Source organism: Afipia felis ATCC 53690 (assembly GCF_000314735.2).
GTDB lineage: Bacteria > Pseudomonadota > Alphaproteobacteria > Rhizobiales > Xanthobacteraceae > Afipia > Afipia felis.
The window spans coordinates 3,505,159-3,520,242 of record NZ_KB375270.1 but is presented as its reverse complement, the minus strand read 5'-3'; the positions used below and the strand labels follow the sequence as shown (position 1 = coordinate 3,520,242).

At 62.6% G+C, this 15,084-nt stretch carries 17 protein-coding genes; 5 read left to right on the top strand and 12 right to left on the bottom strand.

Annotation, left to right across the window (positions count from 1 at the left end; all coding sequences use genetic code 11):
- The first annotated feature begins 78 nt into the window (after nt 1-78).
- Nucleotides 79-663, top strand: a complete 585-nt coding sequence (locus HMPREF9697_RS16820; RefSeq protein WP_002718446.1) for a gamma-glutamylcyclotransferase — start codon at nt 79-81, stop codon at nt 661-663.
- Between the two features lie 10 nt (nt 664-673).
- On the opposite strand, the gene HMPREF9697_RS16815 is transcribed toward HMPREF9697_RS16820, so the two are convergent.
- The 4 genes from HMPREF9697_RS16815 to ftsE form a co-directional block, all read right to left on the bottom strand.
- Nucleotides 674-1,441, bottom strand: a complete 768-nt coding sequence (locus tag HMPREF9697_RS16815; protein WP_002718445.1) for a lysophospholipid acyltransferase family protein — start codon at nt 1,439-1,441, stop codon at nt 674-676.
- Nucleotides 1,441-2,151, bottom strand: coding sequence for a YdcF family protein (locus HMPREF9697_RS16810; protein ID WP_040307994.1), 711 nt, complete (start codon nt 2,149-2,151; stop codon nt 1,441-1,443). The genes HMPREF9697_RS16815 and HMPREF9697_RS16810 overlap by 1 nt, the downstream gene beginning before the upstream one ends.
- Nucleotides 2,152-2,255: 104 nt before the next feature.
- Nucleotides 2,256-3,194 (bottom strand): cell division protein FtsX, encoded by a 939-nt coding sequence (locus HMPREF9697_RS16805; protein ID WP_002718443.1) that lies wholly within the window; start codon nt 3,192-3,194, stop codon nt 2,256-2,258.
- 23 nt (nt 3,195-3,217) lie between these two features.
- Nucleotides 3,218-3,877 (bottom strand): cell division ATP-binding protein FtsE, encoded by a 660-nt coding sequence (gene ftsE, locus HMPREF9697_RS16800; RefSeq protein ID WP_002718442.1) that lies wholly within the window; start codon nt 3,875-3,877, stop codon nt 3,218-3,220.
- A 159-nt stretch (nt 3,878-4,036) separates the two neighbouring features.
- On the opposite strand from ftsE, the gene HMPREF9697_RS16795 reads away from it, so the two are divergent.
- Both HMPREF9697_RS16795 and HMPREF9697_RS16790 read left to right on the top strand, forming a co-directional pair.
- Complete coding sequence (locus HMPREF9697_RS16795) at nt 4,037-4,897, top strand: zinc-ribbon domain-containing protein (protein ID WP_002718441.1); 861 nt, start codon at nt 4,037-4,039, stop codon at nt 4,895-4,897.
- Nucleotides 4,897-5,274 carry a response regulator gene (locus HMPREF9697_RS16790; RefSeq protein WP_002718440.1) on the top strand — a complete coding sequence of 126 codons (378 nt, stop codon included), beginning with the start codon at nt 4,897-4,899 and terminating at the stop codon, nt 5,272-5,274. The genes HMPREF9697_RS16795 and HMPREF9697_RS16790 overlap by 1 nt, the downstream gene beginning before the upstream one ends.
- Here the strand turns inward: HMPREF9697_RS16790 and HMPREF9697_RS16785 are convergent.
- The 4 genes from HMPREF9697_RS16785 to argH form a co-directional block, all read right to left on the bottom strand.
- Entirely contained in the window at nt 5,268-7,769 is a 2,502-nt protein-coding gene (locus HMPREF9697_RS16785) for a TIGR02302 family protein (protein ID WP_040307993.1), read from the bottom strand. The two genes, HMPREF9697_RS16790 and HMPREF9697_RS16785, sit on opposite strands and share 7 nt — an antisense overlap.
- An 88-nt stretch (nt 7,770-7,857) precedes the next feature.
- The gene (lysA, locus tag HMPREF9697_RS16780; protein ID WP_002718438.1) at nt 7,858-9,123 is read right to left on the bottom strand and encodes a diaminopimelate decarboxylase; all 1,266 of its coding nucleotides are present in this window, start codon (nt 9,121-9,123) and stop codon (nt 7,858-7,860) included.
- Nucleotides 9,124-9,129: 6 nt separating this feature from the next.
- Complete coding sequence (gene lptM / locus HMPREF9697_RS16775) at nt 9,130-9,429, bottom strand: LPS translocon maturation chaperone LptM (protein WP_244597808.1); 300 nt, start codon at nt 9,427-9,429, stop codon at nt 9,130-9,132.
- A gap of 82 nt (nt 9,430-9,511) precedes the next feature.
- Nucleotides 9,512-10,909 (bottom strand): argininosuccinate lyase, encoded by a 1,398-nt coding sequence (gene argH / locus HMPREF9697_RS16770; RefSeq protein WP_002718436.1) that lies wholly within the window; start codon nt 10,907-10,909, stop codon nt 9,512-9,514.
- 46 nt (nt 10,910-10,955) lie between these two features.
- Here argH and tlpA point away from each other — a divergent pair, with 46 nt between their 5' ends.
- Together tlpA and HMPREF9697_RS16760 are read left to right on the top strand one after the other, a co-directional pair.
- Nucleotides 10,956-11,615, top strand: a complete 660-nt coding sequence (tlpA, locus tag HMPREF9697_RS16765; RefSeq protein ID WP_002718435.1) for a thiol:disulfide interchange protein TlpA — start codon at nt 10,956-10,958, stop codon at nt 11,613-11,615.
- A 78-nt stretch (nt 11,616-11,693) separates the two neighbouring features.
- Complete coding sequence (locus HMPREF9697_RS16760) at nt 11,694-12,053, top strand: DUF1428 domain-containing protein (RefSeq protein WP_002718434.1); 360 nt, start codon at nt 11,694-11,696, stop codon at nt 12,051-12,053.
- Between the two features lies 1 nt (nt 12,054).
- Here HMPREF9697_RS16760 and HMPREF9697_RS16755 read toward each other — a convergent pair whose 3' ends face one another.
- From HMPREF9697_RS16755 to HMPREF9697_RS16740, 4 genes are all read right to left on the bottom strand, one after another.
- Nucleotides 12,055-12,246 carry a putative motility protein gene (locus HMPREF9697_RS16755; RefSeq protein WP_002718433.1) on the bottom strand — a complete coding sequence of 64 codons (192 nt, stop codon included), beginning with the start codon at nt 12,244-12,246 and terminating at the stop codon, nt 12,055-12,057.
- A gap of 82 nt (nt 12,247-12,328) precedes the next feature.
- Nucleotides 12,329-13,210: a 3-hydroxybutyryl-CoA dehydrogenase gene (locus tag HMPREF9697_RS16750; RefSeq protein ID WP_002718432.1), complete on the bottom strand. Its 882-nt coding sequence runs from the start codon at nt 13,208-13,210 to the stop codon at nt 12,329-12,331.
- A gap of 108 nt (nt 13,211-13,318) precedes the next feature.
- Entirely contained in the window at nt 13,319-14,263 is a 945-nt protein-coding gene (locus HMPREF9697_RS16745; protein WP_002718431.1) for an electron transfer flavoprotein subunit alpha/FixB family protein, read from the bottom strand.
- Nucleotides 14,263-15,009: an electron transfer flavoprotein subunit beta/FixA family protein gene (locus tag HMPREF9697_RS16740; protein WP_002718430.1), complete on the bottom strand. Its 747-nt coding sequence runs from the start codon at nt 15,007-15,009 to the stop codon at nt 14,263-14,265. Before HMPREF9697_RS16740 ends, HMPREF9697_RS16745 begins: the two co-directional genes overlap by 1 nt.
- Nucleotides 15,010-15,084: the final 75 nt, after the last annotated feature.

Below are 15,084 nucleotides of genomic sequence, written 5' to 3'. Positions count from 1 at the left end.
TGAAAGGTAGTCATCGCCGCGTTAGGCCTTGAAGTCCAGCCGAACAGAGATGATGATTCACCGCAGAAGGCGCGATTCATGGCGATAAGACCCATTCCCGAGGAAGATCTGCCCCAGGGCGACCTGTGGGTGTTCGGTTATGGATCGCTGATGTGGCGTCCCGGCTTCGCATACACCGCCGAGTTTCCCGCCCGCCTGATCGGTGAACACCGCGCGCTGTGCGTTTTTTCTCACCATCACCGCGGAACGGCGGAGCGGCCCGGCCTCGTGCTCGGGCTTGATCGCGGCGGCACCTGCCAGGGGACCGTGTTTCGGGTCGCCGAGGTCAACCGCAAGGTCACGCTCGATTATCTGCGCGAGCGTGAGCAGGTTACCGGGGTCTACCGCGAGGTCCTGCGTTCGGTCTGGATCGAGGGCGACGCGCGCGAGCGGGTTCAGGCACTGGCTTTCGTGGTCGATCGCGGCCACCCACAATACGCCGGCGCGCTGACGGTGGAGCAGCAGTTGCACTACGTCGCCCATAGCCGCGGCATTTCGGGCGCGAATCGCGACTACGTGATCTCGACGGTGAAGGCGCTGGAAACCCGCGGCTGCCGCGACGCGCAATTGCACCGTCTGGTGACGCTGCTGCAAAATGAAGTACCGCTGCAAGAGGCGGAATAATCCGGGAGGTCTACGGCGCGGAGAATCCCATCAGCCGCTCCTGCTCTTCCCGCCCCTCTTTGATCAGTCGGTTGCTCGCGTCCTCAATCACGGACGAGATCTGCGCGGTGAATTCGTCGCGCGAAAGACCTGCTGGAATAGGCTTCAAAAATTCCACCACCAGCGTACCGGGATAGCGCAGGAAGGTCCGTCGCGGCCAGAACAGGCCGGAATTGAGCGCTACCGGCAGGCAAGTGACGCCGCAACTGACATAAATCTGGCTGACGCCGACCTTGTAATCCGGCGGCGCGCCGACCGGTCGGCGCGTGCCTTCCGGAAAAATGATGAGTTGCCGCCCGCGCCTGACCTGATCGCGCGCGCTCTTCATCATCTGGAGAAGAGCGCGCCCGCCCGATTTGCGGTCGAGGCCGATCATCTGCGCCTTGACGAGATACCAGCCAAAGAAGGGTATCCGCGTCAGTTCGCGCTTGAGAATGAACAAGGGCTGATCGAAGAACGGCATCAGCGCGAAGGTTTCCCACGCGGACTGATGCTTGGACGCCACGAGGAGAGGTCCTTCCGGGATATTCTCGACGCCGCGATACTCCACCTTCACGTTGCAGATCAGCGTGAGCAGCCACGCACTGGTGCGTGCCCAGGTCTTGGCGATCCAGATGATGCCCCAGCGCGGCATCACGTAAGTCGGCAGGCCGATCGCACACCAGAGGATCGTGTTGAGATAAAACACGACATTGTAGATCAGCGACCGCGCGAACAGCGAAAACCTCGTCATGCTCATCAACCGGCCGATGCCGACGGCTTGGAGATCGCGCCGCTTTTGCCGGGCTGGTCCTCCCAATCGGGGAAAGCGATTCCGAATGCCGCAAGGCGCACGCGAACCTGCGCGACGAGATACTTCACATATTCAAGCGCCACCAGCCGCACCCCGGCGGAGCTGTTCCACCATGGCTCGTCACGCCACGCCTCGCTGACCACAGGATAGAAGATAAGATCGATATCCGGCATCGCGTGCGTCAGTTCCACCGTCGCGCGCGGCATGTGGTAGTTCGAGGTCACCACGATCAGCGAATGAAATCCGCGCTCCTTGACCCAGCGTCGGGTCTCGGTGGCGTTGCTGCGGGTGTTGACGGCGGAACGGTCGAGATCGACACAGCATTTCAGCAGCGCCTCTCTCTCCGGCTGCGCCCGCAGGATGTCGGCCGTGCCGTTGGCCGGATGCACGCCAGAAATCAGAAGCCGTTTGCCGTAACCCCTCGACAACAGATCGAGTCCGTCCGCAACGCGCGAGGCACCGCCGGTCAGCACCACGATTCCATCGGCGTGACGGTCGGGCTTCTTTTCCTCAGAGCGCAGTTGCGAGGCAAACCAAGCGAAGCCGGCGAGAAAAATCACGGCGAACGACACCAGAAACCGCATCACCGGCCAGCCGCCGGCGCGCGCCCGCGCCTCGGCTTCGCTCATTTTCGAATGATCCGGCCTGCTGGTCATGACCGCGATGCGCTCCGTCCCGATCGTATCGTTTCCCCGCGCCCAAAATGCACGAACCGGCTGCCGCCCGCAATCATTCCCAACGCATCATTCCCAAGCCACCGTCAATCGATCTCGTCGAGCGTCGCGAACAGCGTCCGGCGCGAAGCCCATGCTGTCACCGCCGCGATCAGCAGCGCCTGCACCGCAAGCACGAGATAACCGGATGCCGGAAGCGCGAACGTACCGAGCAGCGCCGCGAACTGATCGCCCGCAGGCGTGCCGGAAAACCAGCTTGCAATCGATTCCGAAAATCCGAACACCAGAATCGCGGCGATCCCGCCGATCACGCCGCCTTCGAGCCCCAGCCGCAGAAAATGGCGAAAGAAACGATTGGCGATGAAGCGGTCCTGCGCCCCGACGAAATGCAGCACCTCGACGATCGGCCTGTTAGCCGCCATCGCGCCGCGCGTCGCGAACGAGACCGAAATCACGGTGGCCAGAATGACGAGGGCCAGCACGCCCGTGCCCGCCAGCACGATCGCGCTGCTCATCGAGCGCATCCGCTCGATCCAGGCTCGATGGTCGTCCACCGTCACCGACGGTGCGATCGCGGCGAGACGCCGCTGCATGCCGGCGATGTCGAGCACGGCACCCGGCGCCACCCGCGCCACGATGATACGTGGCACCGGCAGATCGTCGATGGAGAACCCGGTGCCGAGCCACGGTTCGAGCAGTTTGGCGGATTCTTCCTTGGTGAAGGCCCGCGCATCGACGATGCCGCTTTCCCTGCGCACGGCATCTGTCACCGCCTTGACGTCGCGCTCGATGTCGCGTCCCGACGTCGCGCGCAACTGGATCGTGATTTCGCTTGCGATATCCGATTGCCACTGCGCGGCGGAGGCCCGCACCAGAAGCACTGCGCCGGTGGTGATGGAGGCAAGGAACGTCATGATCGCAACGACCGCGATCAGCGCGCGGCCGGACATCGAGCCGCGCGGCACGATCGGCGACAAGTTGCGCGACGGACCATCGTCTTCGGTCTGGTAGCGCGCGTCAGCCATTGCGATCCACCTGCGGGAAAGACCTACTCATAGATGTGCAGCCTGGATTCATGCAGGACCATGCGGCGTGCCTGATACTGATCCATCAAGGCGATATCGTGAGTGGCGATGATAACGGCGGTTCCGGTCTTGTTGAGCTGGATGAACAAATTGAGCAGCCGCCGCGCCAGCGACGGATCGACGTTGCCGGTCGGCTCGTCGGCCAGCAGAAGATGCGGCCGCGCGATCACGGCACGCGCAATCGCCGCGCGCTGCTTCTCACCACCGGAGAGGATCGGCGGCAGGGCATCCATCCGCTCGCCAAGCCCGACCCATTTCAACAGATCGATTACTTCGCGGCGATAGCTCGATTCGTCCTTGCCCATGACGCGAAAGGGCAGCGCCACATTTTCATACGTCGTCATGTGGTCGAGCAGGCGAAAGTCCTGCAGCACGATGCCGATGCGCTGGCGCAACCGCGCGACCGCATTCTTGTCGAGAAGCGAAATATCCTGCCCGAACATGTTGACGAGGCCGCGTGTCGGCCGCAGCGACAGAAACAACATCCGCAGCAGCGAAGTCTTGCCTGCGCCAGACGGCCCCGTGAGGAACTGAAAGGAATGTGCCGGAATCTGAAACGTCAGATCCCGCAGCACCTCCGGACCAAGCCCATAGCGCAAACCGACATTTTCGAATCGGACCAAGCTCAGCTCCGTTCGGAAAAGGGCGCGGCTCCAGTGGCGGAAACAGTTCCGCCGCAAAGCAGGGAAATTTCTATCGCCAGTCTTGGGGCCGTTATGGTTTCCGATTCGTTAACGGACGCCGCATAGACTGCGGACGGCTCACTCTCGGCGATTCGTTTTATGCAGATCATCTGTCCTCATTGTACGACATTCTACGACGTGGACTCGTCGAAATTCAGCGCCGCCGGCCGCAATGTGCGCTGCGCGCGCTGCGGCGAAACCTGGCTCGTGAAGCCCGAATCCGCTTCCGCGATGGCCGGGCCCGACAGTTTCGAGGGGGTTGATGCAGGCTGGGGACTCGCGGCGGAAACGCCTGTCCGCGAAGACGAAACGCCTCACGTGCAAAGCCCTTCCATCGCCGCCGACTGGAACGACGAATATGCCTCTCACGAGGAGGCCGATGTCGAGGAAGAGCCTCGCGTCTCCCGCAAGCCCGAATGGCTGCAAAGCCTGCTGCGCCCGTTGCAACCCATGCTGCAGGCTCCGATCCTGACCACGGTCACCTCCCGCCTCCCGGTCGTGGCGCACGCGCGGATGCCGAAGGTCAGCCTGTCTTTCATCAGCACGGCGATGGCTGCCGTCTGTCTCGGCCTCGTCATCTGGCGTGCCGATATCGTGCGGCTGATGCCGCAGACCGGCACGTTCTTCAAGATGGCGGGACTGGGCGTCAACCTGCGCGGGCTCGAATTCGACAACCTCCGGCTCTCCTCGGAGACGGTCAACGGCAAGCCCGTGCTGGTGATCGAAGGTGCGATGAAGAACATTACCCGCAAACCCGTCGAACTGCCGCGCCTGCGCTTCATCGTGCGCGATCAGAACGGCGCCGACATTTATGCGTGGAATTCCGTGCTGGAGCAGCCGGTGCTAAAGGCCAGCGAGAGGTTGGCGTTCAAATCCCGTCTTGCATCACCGCCAGCCGAGGGCCGTGAAATCGCCGTCCGGTTCTTCCAGCGTCGGGACATCGCGGCCGGGGCAAGCTGATGGCAAAAATCCTAATTACCGACGACGAGGAGTCCATGCGGCTCCTCGTGGCGCGGGCCATCGCAATGGACGGTCACGACATCACCACCGCGCAGGACGGCGCCGAGGCGCTCGATATCATCGTCCGCGCCGATGGCACATTCGATTTGCTGCTGACCGATATCAAGATGCCAGTGATGGACGGCATCGCGCTCGCACTTGCGGTTGCACGCGACTATCCCAAGCTGACGATCCTGCTCATGACCGGCTTCGCCGACCAACGCGAACGCGCCTCCGGCCTTGAGGCTATCGTGCATGATGTGGTGACGAAGCCGTTTGCGATTGCCGACATTCGCACGGCCGTGGCCGACGCGCTCGCCTCACGGCCGGCTCAATAATCCTTCAGAAGGCGCTCGATGTAATCGAGTTCGATTTGCGGCCGATAGCTATCGCCAAGCCGCCGACGCAGTTCTTCCAGAATGCGGCGAACCCGCTGCACGTCGATCTCGCCGGGAATTTTCACGCTCTGGTCGTCAGAGTAATCGCGACCCTTTAGCGGACGCCCGAGCGGATCCGTCTCCTGACCGCCGCTCTGCCGTTGACCAAAGCGGTTGCCCTGCCCATCGCCCTCGCCCTGGTTCTGCTGCGCAAGATTCTGAGCGCCCTTCTTCAGCGCGTCCACCGCACGGCCCTGCGCATCCACCGCGCCACCCGCGCTGCCCTGGCCGAGTTGGCCTCCCGCCTCGCCCATCGCATTGTCCGCGTCGCCGAGCGGATTACCCTCGCTAAGTTCGCCATCCTCGCCCGGCTGCTGGCCCTCCTGCTGGCCCGGCATCATGCCCTTCTGCTTCATGCCATCGAGCAGCTTCTGCAAGCGATCGCGCAGAGCCTGCTGCTCGCGCTGCAAATTACCCATCGCATTACGGCCATTCTCCGCATCGCGCGAGTTCTGGCCTTCGCTATAGGTCCTGTCGCGCAATTGCTGCTGCTTGCGGGCAAGGTCGCTCAACTCATTGAGCGCCTGCTGCATGTCCTGATCACCCTGCCCTGGCTGCGCCATCTGCAGGTTCTCCAGCATCTGCTGCATCTGTTCGAGCAGTTGCTGCGCCGCCTCCTTGTCGCCGGAGCGCGACAGGCGCTCCATGCGATCGATCATAGCCTTGAGATCCTGCTCGCTCATCACGCGCGCATTACGGTCGAGTGGACGCGCAAGCTCCTGCGGATTCTTTTGCAGTTGCTGTGCTAACTGGCGCAGATAATCGCTCAGCGCCGCCCGCAGATCCTGCGTGAGCTTCTTGATTTCCTCATCGCTCGCCCCGCGCTCCAGGGCCTGCTTCAGCGCATCCTGCGCGGCGCGCAGAGCCTTCTCGACATCAGTGACGTCCTTGTCCTCGATCGCCACCGCGAGCGCCCACAGGCTGTCTACCGTGTCGCGCAGTGCTTCGCGCGTGTTGGCATGGGCAAGCTGGTCAGCAACCGAACGCAGGCCGAGATATTGTCCCGATTCCGGCGTGAAGGCCTGCGGCGCGATCAGGAGCGCCTCCAGCGCGATCATCACCAGCGGCTTCTGGCTTGCGTCGAGGGCAAGCAGCCGGCGCTGCTCAATCAATGCGCGGGCGAGCGGCTTGTTGAATATCCGCTGCGGCAGCCGCATGTTGAAGGGCTCGCTGCGCCCTTCATTGCCAGCCTCATCCTTGGCGATGAGCGTCAACGTGACATCCGCGCCAGCATAGGGATGTTCGCTCAGGTCCTTCGTGGTCTGGCCGACGCCGTTCTTCGTCCGCGCACTCGGCAGACCGAGGACGAATTCGATCGGATCGTACAATGGCGACGTTGCCTTCTCCGGCGTGCCGTCGTCCGGCGTTCGCAACGCGATCTGCGCCTGCGCCTGGGTCACGCCGTAATCATCCTCGAGCTTGTAGGCGAGCGCGAGACCGCCATGCGCCTGTCGTTCGGGATCCTTCGCAAGCGCGATCGTCGGCGCATGGTCGGGGATGGCCTTGAACGACCACTGCGGCAGCGAGGACGGCGAGCGCACCCGCGCGGTGCCGTCACCGCCGATGGTGAACCGACGCTCGTCAGTGCCCTTTGGCTTGCCCTCGGTGTCCGCAGCTGCGACAACGCCGCCGCTAAGGCTGACATCGAGCGAGCCACCGCTCGCGCGCACGATCAGCGTGCTGCCCGCCGGAACCGAGATCGCCTCGTCATTGGAAGCTGTCTTCTGCGCACCCGAAATCACGACCGGCGGACGGTTGGTATAGGCCGGCGGATCAATCCAGGCATCGACGCGCGCCGGCGTGCCGGAAAACACCCCGTTCCAGTCGAAAGCCTGAATAAAGCGGGCCGTCCGCTCGTCACCGGCCGCGATGAAGGTTGCGATCACCAACAAGATCGCCGCCGCACGCAATGCCCAAGGGTCATGGCGCGGCAAATCCGGCGACGGCAGGCGTGCACGGATACGATCGAGCGATACACGCATGCGCGCCCGCTGCGCACTCCATAATGCAAGTGCAACCGGGTCGTCCGTGTTCAGCGTGTCGGTCAGCGCCGTGGCGGGCCGATGAGCAATGCCGGAATCGAGGTCGAGACGGCGCAGCGCCTCTTCGCGGCTCGGCCAGCGGAAACGAAGCAGCGGCACCAGCGCGGCAATACCGGCAATGGCGAAGACCGCAACGCTCGCGACGCGCACGGCAAACGGCACCACCATCCAGACGCCCGCCCAGGAGGCGGCGAGAAACAAGCCCGCGACCGTCAGCATCCGCGCGAGTGACGGCCACAGCCGCTCCCAAGCGATCGCAAGCTGCGCGCGTTGCACCGCGCGCGCGATCGTCTGAAGCAGCACGTCCTCCTCAGAAGGAGGTGTCCGCGGGGAATCGGGTGACTGGCCGCTCACAAAAATCTCCGGTTGAACGAAGATCAGCCTATCACGGCGGCCTCAATGAGGCACGGCCGGAACCGATAAAGAACCGGCTATCAAAGGCTCAGAGCCAAGGCGCGGTCCGGTCCAGCGCGATCAATTGCGCGGGATCGATGCGCGGGCGCACCACGGCATACTGATCGCCCTTGACCAGCACCTCCGGCACCAGCCCACGGGTGTTGTAGGTGCCTGCCTGCACCGCGCCATACGCGCCCGAGGACATCACCGCCACGAGATCGCCCGCTTTGAGCGCGGGCAGATGGCGGCCAAGCGCGAGATAATCGCCAGTTTCGCACACCGGGCCGACCACATCGGCGACGATACCTTCGGCCTGCAGTGACGTTTCACGCACGGGAAGAATCTCGTGATGCGCCTCGTAGAGCGTCGGCCGGATCAAATCGTTCATCGCAGCGTCGATGATGACGAAATTGCGTGCCTCGCCATGCTTCACATAGATCACGCGGCTAACGAGAATTCCGGCGTTGCCGACGATCATGCGTCCGGGCTCGAACATCAGCGTGCAGTCGAGGCCCCTGGTGACGCGCTTGACAACTTCCGCATAGGCATCCGGCGCCGGCGGCACCGGCAGATCGCTCTCGTAGGGAATGCCAAGCCCGCCACCGAAATCGATATGATCGATCACGTGACCGTCAGAGCGGAGCGTGCGGACGAAATCGACCAGCAACGTGAACGCCGCCTCCATCGGGCCGAGATCGGTGATCTGGCTGCCGATATGCATATCGACGCCGGTGACACGGATGCCCGGCAGTTTCGCCGCACGCGCATAGACGGCGCGCGCACCCTCCAGCGGGATACCGAACTTGTTTTCGGATTTGCCGGTGGAAATCTTGGCGTGGCCGCCCGCGCCGATGTCCGGATTGAGACGGAGCGAGATGCGCGCGGTGGTGCCGGTCTCGTGCGCGATGCGCGAGAGCAGTTCGAGTTCGGGCTCGGACTCGACGTTGATGCAGAGGATGTTCTCGGCGAGCGCCTGACGCAGTTCGGCCTCGGTTTTGCCGACGCCGGAGAACACGATCTTCTCCGCCGGAATCCCCGCCGCGCGGGCGCGCATCAGTTCGCCGCCCGAGACCACATCGGCGCCCGCACCGAGCCGTGCGAGCGTGCGCAGTACCGACTGGTTGGAGTTCGCCTTCATCGCGTAGCACACGAGCGTGTCGAGACCTGCGAAGGCCTCGGTGAAGACGCGATAGTGGCGCTCCAGCGTCGCGGTCGAATAGCAATAGAACGGCGTGCCGACGGTTTCCGCCAGACGGCTTACATCGACGTCCTCGGCATGAAGAACGCCGTCACGATAATGGAAATGATGCATGACGGCTCAATCCAGGATCGGATCGAGAATAAATGGCTTCTTCTCGCCGCGGGGCGCAGTCATCTGTTTGCCCTGAGTCCCGGTCGGAGCAAAAAGACCTTCGTCGGCCGAAGAGCCTGACGACGATTGCGAGCGATAGGTCTGCGCGTCGCTGCCTTCGACCTGAGTTTGCGAAGGCGTGAGCGCCGCGCCGGGCGGCAGATCGAGCGGGCCTTTGCGGCCGCAACCGCCAAGCGCGCAGGCAGACAGAATCAGCCCGAGAGTGGCGAGTTTCGACCAGGAAACGTGAGAAACGAGACGGTTCACGGTGGTGTCCTTGAATTCGGGCCGCACCATACAAAGAACGGCCGCTTCTGGCGAGGCCCCCGCGTCGGCAATCTTCGGTGGGTCAGCCCGATTTTTGCTCTTTTTCCAGCCGCATAAGCCAGTTTTTCGCCTGTTCGCGGACGTTTTCGGGAGCAGTGCCACCGAAACTGGTCCGGCTGTCGACCGAAGCCTCCACCGACAGCACACCGAACACGTCCTCGGTGATGGCAGGCTCGACCGCCTGCATGTCCGCCAGCGGCAGCTTGTGCAGCGCCAGTCCCGCTTCCGCCGCCTTGGCGACGATCCGGCCGGTGACATGATGCGCCTCGCGGAACGGCATTTTCAGCGTCCGGACCAACCAGTCGGCAAGATCGGTCGCCGTCGCATAGCCTTCGCCTGCGGCAACTTTCATGCTGGCTTCATCGGGTTCGATGTCGAGCACCATGCCGGTGATGGCGCGGATCGCCAGCGACAATGCGGCGAACGCTTCCATCGCTCCTGCCTTGTCTTCCTGCATGTCCTTCTGATAGGCGAGCGGCAATCCCTTCATCACCATCAGCAACGCATTCAGCGAGCCGACGATGCGTCCGGTCTTGGCACGCACCAGTTCAGCAGCGTCGGGATTGCGCTTCTGCGGCATGATCGAGGAGCCAGTGGTGAACTTGTCCGACAAGTGAACAAGACCAACCAGCGGGGAGGTCCAGATCACGATCTCCTCGGCGAAACGCGACAGATGCACCGCCGCAATCGAGCATGCGGACAACGTCTCCAGCACAAAGTCGCGATCTGAGACGGCATCGAGCGAATTCGCCATCGGACGCTCAAAACCAAGTGCCGATGCCGTCGCGCGCCTGTCGATCGGGAACGACGTGCCCGCGAGCGCCGCAGCACCCAGCGGATTTTCGTTGAGACGCTTGCGTGCATCGGCAAAGCGACCGCGATCGCGTGCGACCATCTCGACATAGGCGAGCAGATGATGACCGAACGTCACCGGCTGCGCCGTCTGCAGATGCGTGAAGCCAGGCATCACCGTTCCGGCATGCTCGAGCGCGCGCTTCACCAGCGCACGTTGCAGCGAGGCAAGATCGGCGTCGAAAGCGTCGATAGCGTCACGCACATAAAGGCGAAAATCGGTCGCGACCTGATCGTTGCGCGAGCGCGCGGTATGCAGACGTCCCGCCGCAGGCCCGATCAACTCGCCGAGCCGGCTTTCGACATTCATATGAATGTCTTCGAGCGCGCGCTTGAAGGTGAACGTGCCCGCTTTGATCTCTGACAAAATCGTGTCTAGACCCGCCGCGATGTTTTTTGCATCGTTGGTGGTGATGATCCCCTGCGCAGCCAGCATGGCAGCGTGAGCCTTTGACGCGGCGATGTCCTGAGCATAGAGGTGCTGATCGACGTCGATCGAGACGTTGATCTCCTCCATGATCGCATCAGGACTTTCCCCGAAGCGGCCACCCCACATCTTGTTGCTCATGACTGTCCGACCTGACTTCGCACTCAATCTACGATAAATAGCGCCTATGACCGAGCAGACACCGCCTACCCGTTCCCGCCCCCGCATTCCCATGGCGCTTGCCACCGTCGTTCTCGGCGTCGGCCTCGCCACTGTGGCGATATACGGGATGCGGGGCCTGCAAGGCAATGCGTCTGGCGACCCGGTCTGCCGGCCGGCGGTCAATCTCGCGCAGAAACTCAAGCCGCTCGCCCAAGGCGAAGTCGCAGCATTAACCATGGCTTCGGAGCCGTTACGTGTCCCGGATCTTACCTTCGACGATGCCTCCGGCAAATCGCGCAAGCTGTCGGAATTCCGCGGACGCACCCTGCTGGTGAACCTGTGGGCGACGTGGTGCGTGCCATGCCGCAAGGAGATGCCGGCGCTCGACCAGCTTCAGGCCAAACTCGGCGGACCGAAGTTCGAAGTCGTCGCCATCAATATCGACACCCGCGATCCCGAGAAGCCGAAGGATTTCCTGAAAGATGGCGGCCTCACCAATCTCAGCTATTTCCACGACAACAGCGCCAAGGTGTTTCAGGACCTGAAGGCGGCTGGGCGCGCGCTCGGTATGCCGACCTCGATGCTAGTCGACGGGTCAGGCTGCGAGATCGCGACCATCGCGGGGCCTGCCGAGTGGGCCAGCGACGATGCGGTCAAGCTCGTCAAAGCCGCCACCGAGCAATAAGCCGCACCCCTTTCCTTAGATTCGTCGCCTTTGACGCAATCCATGCCCTGCGATGCATCAGCAACGAAAGGGCCGATCATGCAGTATGTCGATGGATTCGTTGTCCCCGTGCCGAAAAAGAATCTTGCCGCCTACCGTGCGCTCGCGCGCAAGGCTGGAAAGGTCTGGCGTGAACATGGCGCACTCGAATATCGCGAATGCGTGGCCGAGGACGTCAAGCCGGGCAAGCTGACCTCATTTCCGCAGAGCGTGAAATTGAAACCGCAGGAGACCGTTGTGTTTTCCTGGATCGTCTACAAATCGCGCAAGCATCGCGACCGCGTCAATGCCAAGGTGATGAAGGATCCCCGCCTCGCCGGCATGATGGATACCAAGAAGCTGCCGTTCGACGGCAAGCGTATGATCTACGGCGGCTTCGAAATGATATTGAAATTCTAAATCAGGCGAGAATGTCGAGCTGCCCGCCGATGCCCGGCGCATTGTTTGCTGCCGGAGCATTTTGCGCGGGCTCCAGCAACTGCAACACCGAACTTTGCGCATTCAATTGCGATTTGAGCACGCTCGTCGCGATCTGCTGCTGTGTGTTTCCAGCCTGCATGGCCATCGCCGCTGCAACGAGACTCATATCCATGACGCACTCACCCTGTTCGAGATCGGCAACCTAGCGAGCGAAGGTTAACAATCTCGAACGGATATGTGACTGCGTCGGACCGTCAGCGCGTCGGAACCGGCTTCTCGCCGCGATAATCGTAGAAACCGCGCTGCGACTTGCGGCCGAGCCAGCCCGCTTCGACGTATTTCACCAGCAGCGGACAGGGGCGGTATTTAGAATCCGCGAGTCCTTCGTGCAGCACCTGCATGATCGACAGGCACGTATCGAGGCCGATGAAATCGGCCAGTTCCAGCGGCCCCATCGGGTGATGGGCGCCGAGCCGCATCGCGGCGTCGATCGCCTGCACGTTTCCGACGCCTTCATAGAGCGTGTAGATCGCCTCGTTGATCATCGGCAGCAGGATACGGTTGACGATGAATGCCGGAAAATCTTCCGACACAGCGATCTGCTTGCCGACCTTCGTGACGAAAGCGCGCGCGGCCTCGAAGGTCGCGTCATCCGTAGCGATGCCGCGGATCAGTTCGACCAGTTCCATCAACGGCACCGGATTCATAAAATGAATGCCGATGAATTTCTCGGGACGATCGGTGGACGCCGCAAGCCGCGTGATCGAAATCGATGACGTGTTCGAACCGATGATGGCGTCTGGCTTCAGCACCGCGCACAGATCGTGGAAGATCTTGCGCTTGACCTCTTCCTTCTCGACCGCGGTCTCGATCACGAGATCGCAGGAGGCAAGGCCATCCATTGTCGCCGAAAGCGAAATCTTCTTCAGGGCGGCCTGATGCTCGGCTTCGGTGATGACCTTCTTCGCGACCTGCCGGGACAGGTTGCCGTTGACGGTTGCCATCGCCGACTTCAGCCGATCCTCCGAAATATCGTACAGAACGACGCTCATCCCGGCGAGAGCGGCAACATGCGCGATGCCATTGCCCATCTGACCCGATCCGATCACGCCGATTGACTTGATTTCCTTTGTCATCTTTCCGTCGCCATCCGTTCGCGGCACATCCGCTGCAAGTCTTCGCGGGCCTGCGCTCTACTTATTACACCAAAACCCCGCCGCCTGCCGCGTCTTCCGGCATGCGTCTTAACGCCGTCGTTTTCCCAGTTCCTCGGTCAGTTCCGGCACGATCTGATAAAGATCGCCGACCAGGCCATAATCAGCGACCTGGAAAATCGGCGCATCCTCGTCCTTGTTGATCGCCACGATCACCTTCGAATCCTTCATGCCGGCAAGATGCTGGATCGCGCCGGAAATGCCCACGGCGATGTAAAGATCGGGTGCAACTACTTTGCCGGTTTGCCCGACCTGCCAGTCATTCGGCGCATAGCCGGCATCGACGGCCGCGCGCGACGCACCAACGCCAGCACCGAGCGCATCGGCCAGCGGTTCGATATATTTCGTGAAGTTCTCCCGGCTTTGCATCGCGCGGCCGCCGGAGACGATGACCTTTGCGGAAGCAAGCTCAGGCCGGTCGCTCTTGGCGACCTCCTCGCCGACATAGGCCGACGTGCCGGGTCCCGTTACTGCCGCGACATCCTCGACCGGCGCGCTGCCGCCATCCACAGCAGCTGCGAACGAGGACGTCCGCACCGTGATGACCTTCTTGCCGTCCTTCGACTTCACGGTCTGGATGGCATTGCCCGCATAGATCGGCCGCTCGAACGTGTCGGGCGCCACGACCTTGGTGATCTCCGATATCTGCATCACGTCGAGAAGTGCCGCGACACGCGGCAGCGTGTTCTTAAAGCGCGAGGTCGCAGGCGCGACGACGGCGTCGTAATCGCCCGCAAGCGAGACGATCAGCGCAGCCAACGGCTCGGCCAAATCGTGGGCATAAGCCGCATCATCGGCGAGCCGCACTTTTCGGACACCCGAGAGCTTGGCCGCCACATCAGCGACGGCGCGGGCATTTTGCCCCGCCACCAGAATATCGACGTCGCCGCCCAGCGCCACGGCCGCAGTCAACGCTTTGGCGGTTACATCCTTCAGCACGCCGTCCGCGTGCTCGGCCATCAACAATGTCGCCATCACAGCACCCCCGCCTCAGTGAGCTTGCCGACTAGCTCGGCCGCGGAGGCCACCTTGATGCCAGCACTACGGCCGGAGGGTTCAGACGTCTTGAGAATTTCGATGCGCGGCGTGAGATCGACACCAAGCTGATCCGCCGTCATGTCCTCGATCGGCTTCTTCTTCGCCTTCATGATGTTGGGCAGGCTCGCATAGCGCGGCTCGTTGAGCCGCAGATCCGTGGTCACGATGGCCGGCCCCTGCAACTTGACGGTCTGCAGGCCACCGTCGACTTCGCGCGTCACCTGAACGCTCGAACCATCAACGTCGAGCTTGAACGCGAAAGTGGCCTGCGGCCAGCCGAGCAGCGCCGCCAGCATCTGACCGGTCTGGTTGGAATCGTCATCGATCGCCTGCTTGCCGAGGATTACGAGGCCCGGCTGTTCGCGCTCGGCCACAGCTTTGAGGAGCTTCGCCACCGCGAGCGGCTCGACAGGCCCATCGGCCTTGATGTGAACGCCGCGGTCGGCGCCCATCGCGAGCGCTGTGCGGATCGTTTCAGCGGCCTGCGCGGGCCCGATCGACACCGCCACCACCTCGGTTGCCTTGCCGCCCTCTTTGAGCCGGAGCGCCTCCTCGACCGCGATTTCATCGAAGGGATTCATCGACATCTTGACGTTAGCAAGCTCAACGCCGCTGCCGTCGGCTTTGACCCGGATCTTGACGTTGTAGTCGATGACCCGCTTGACCGGCACCAGAACCTTCATGGTTCCCCTTCATTCTGACTTAGTGTGCGCTGCGGAACCTAAAGAGGTCGCCCAGCCGGGTCAACGCGCTTGGGC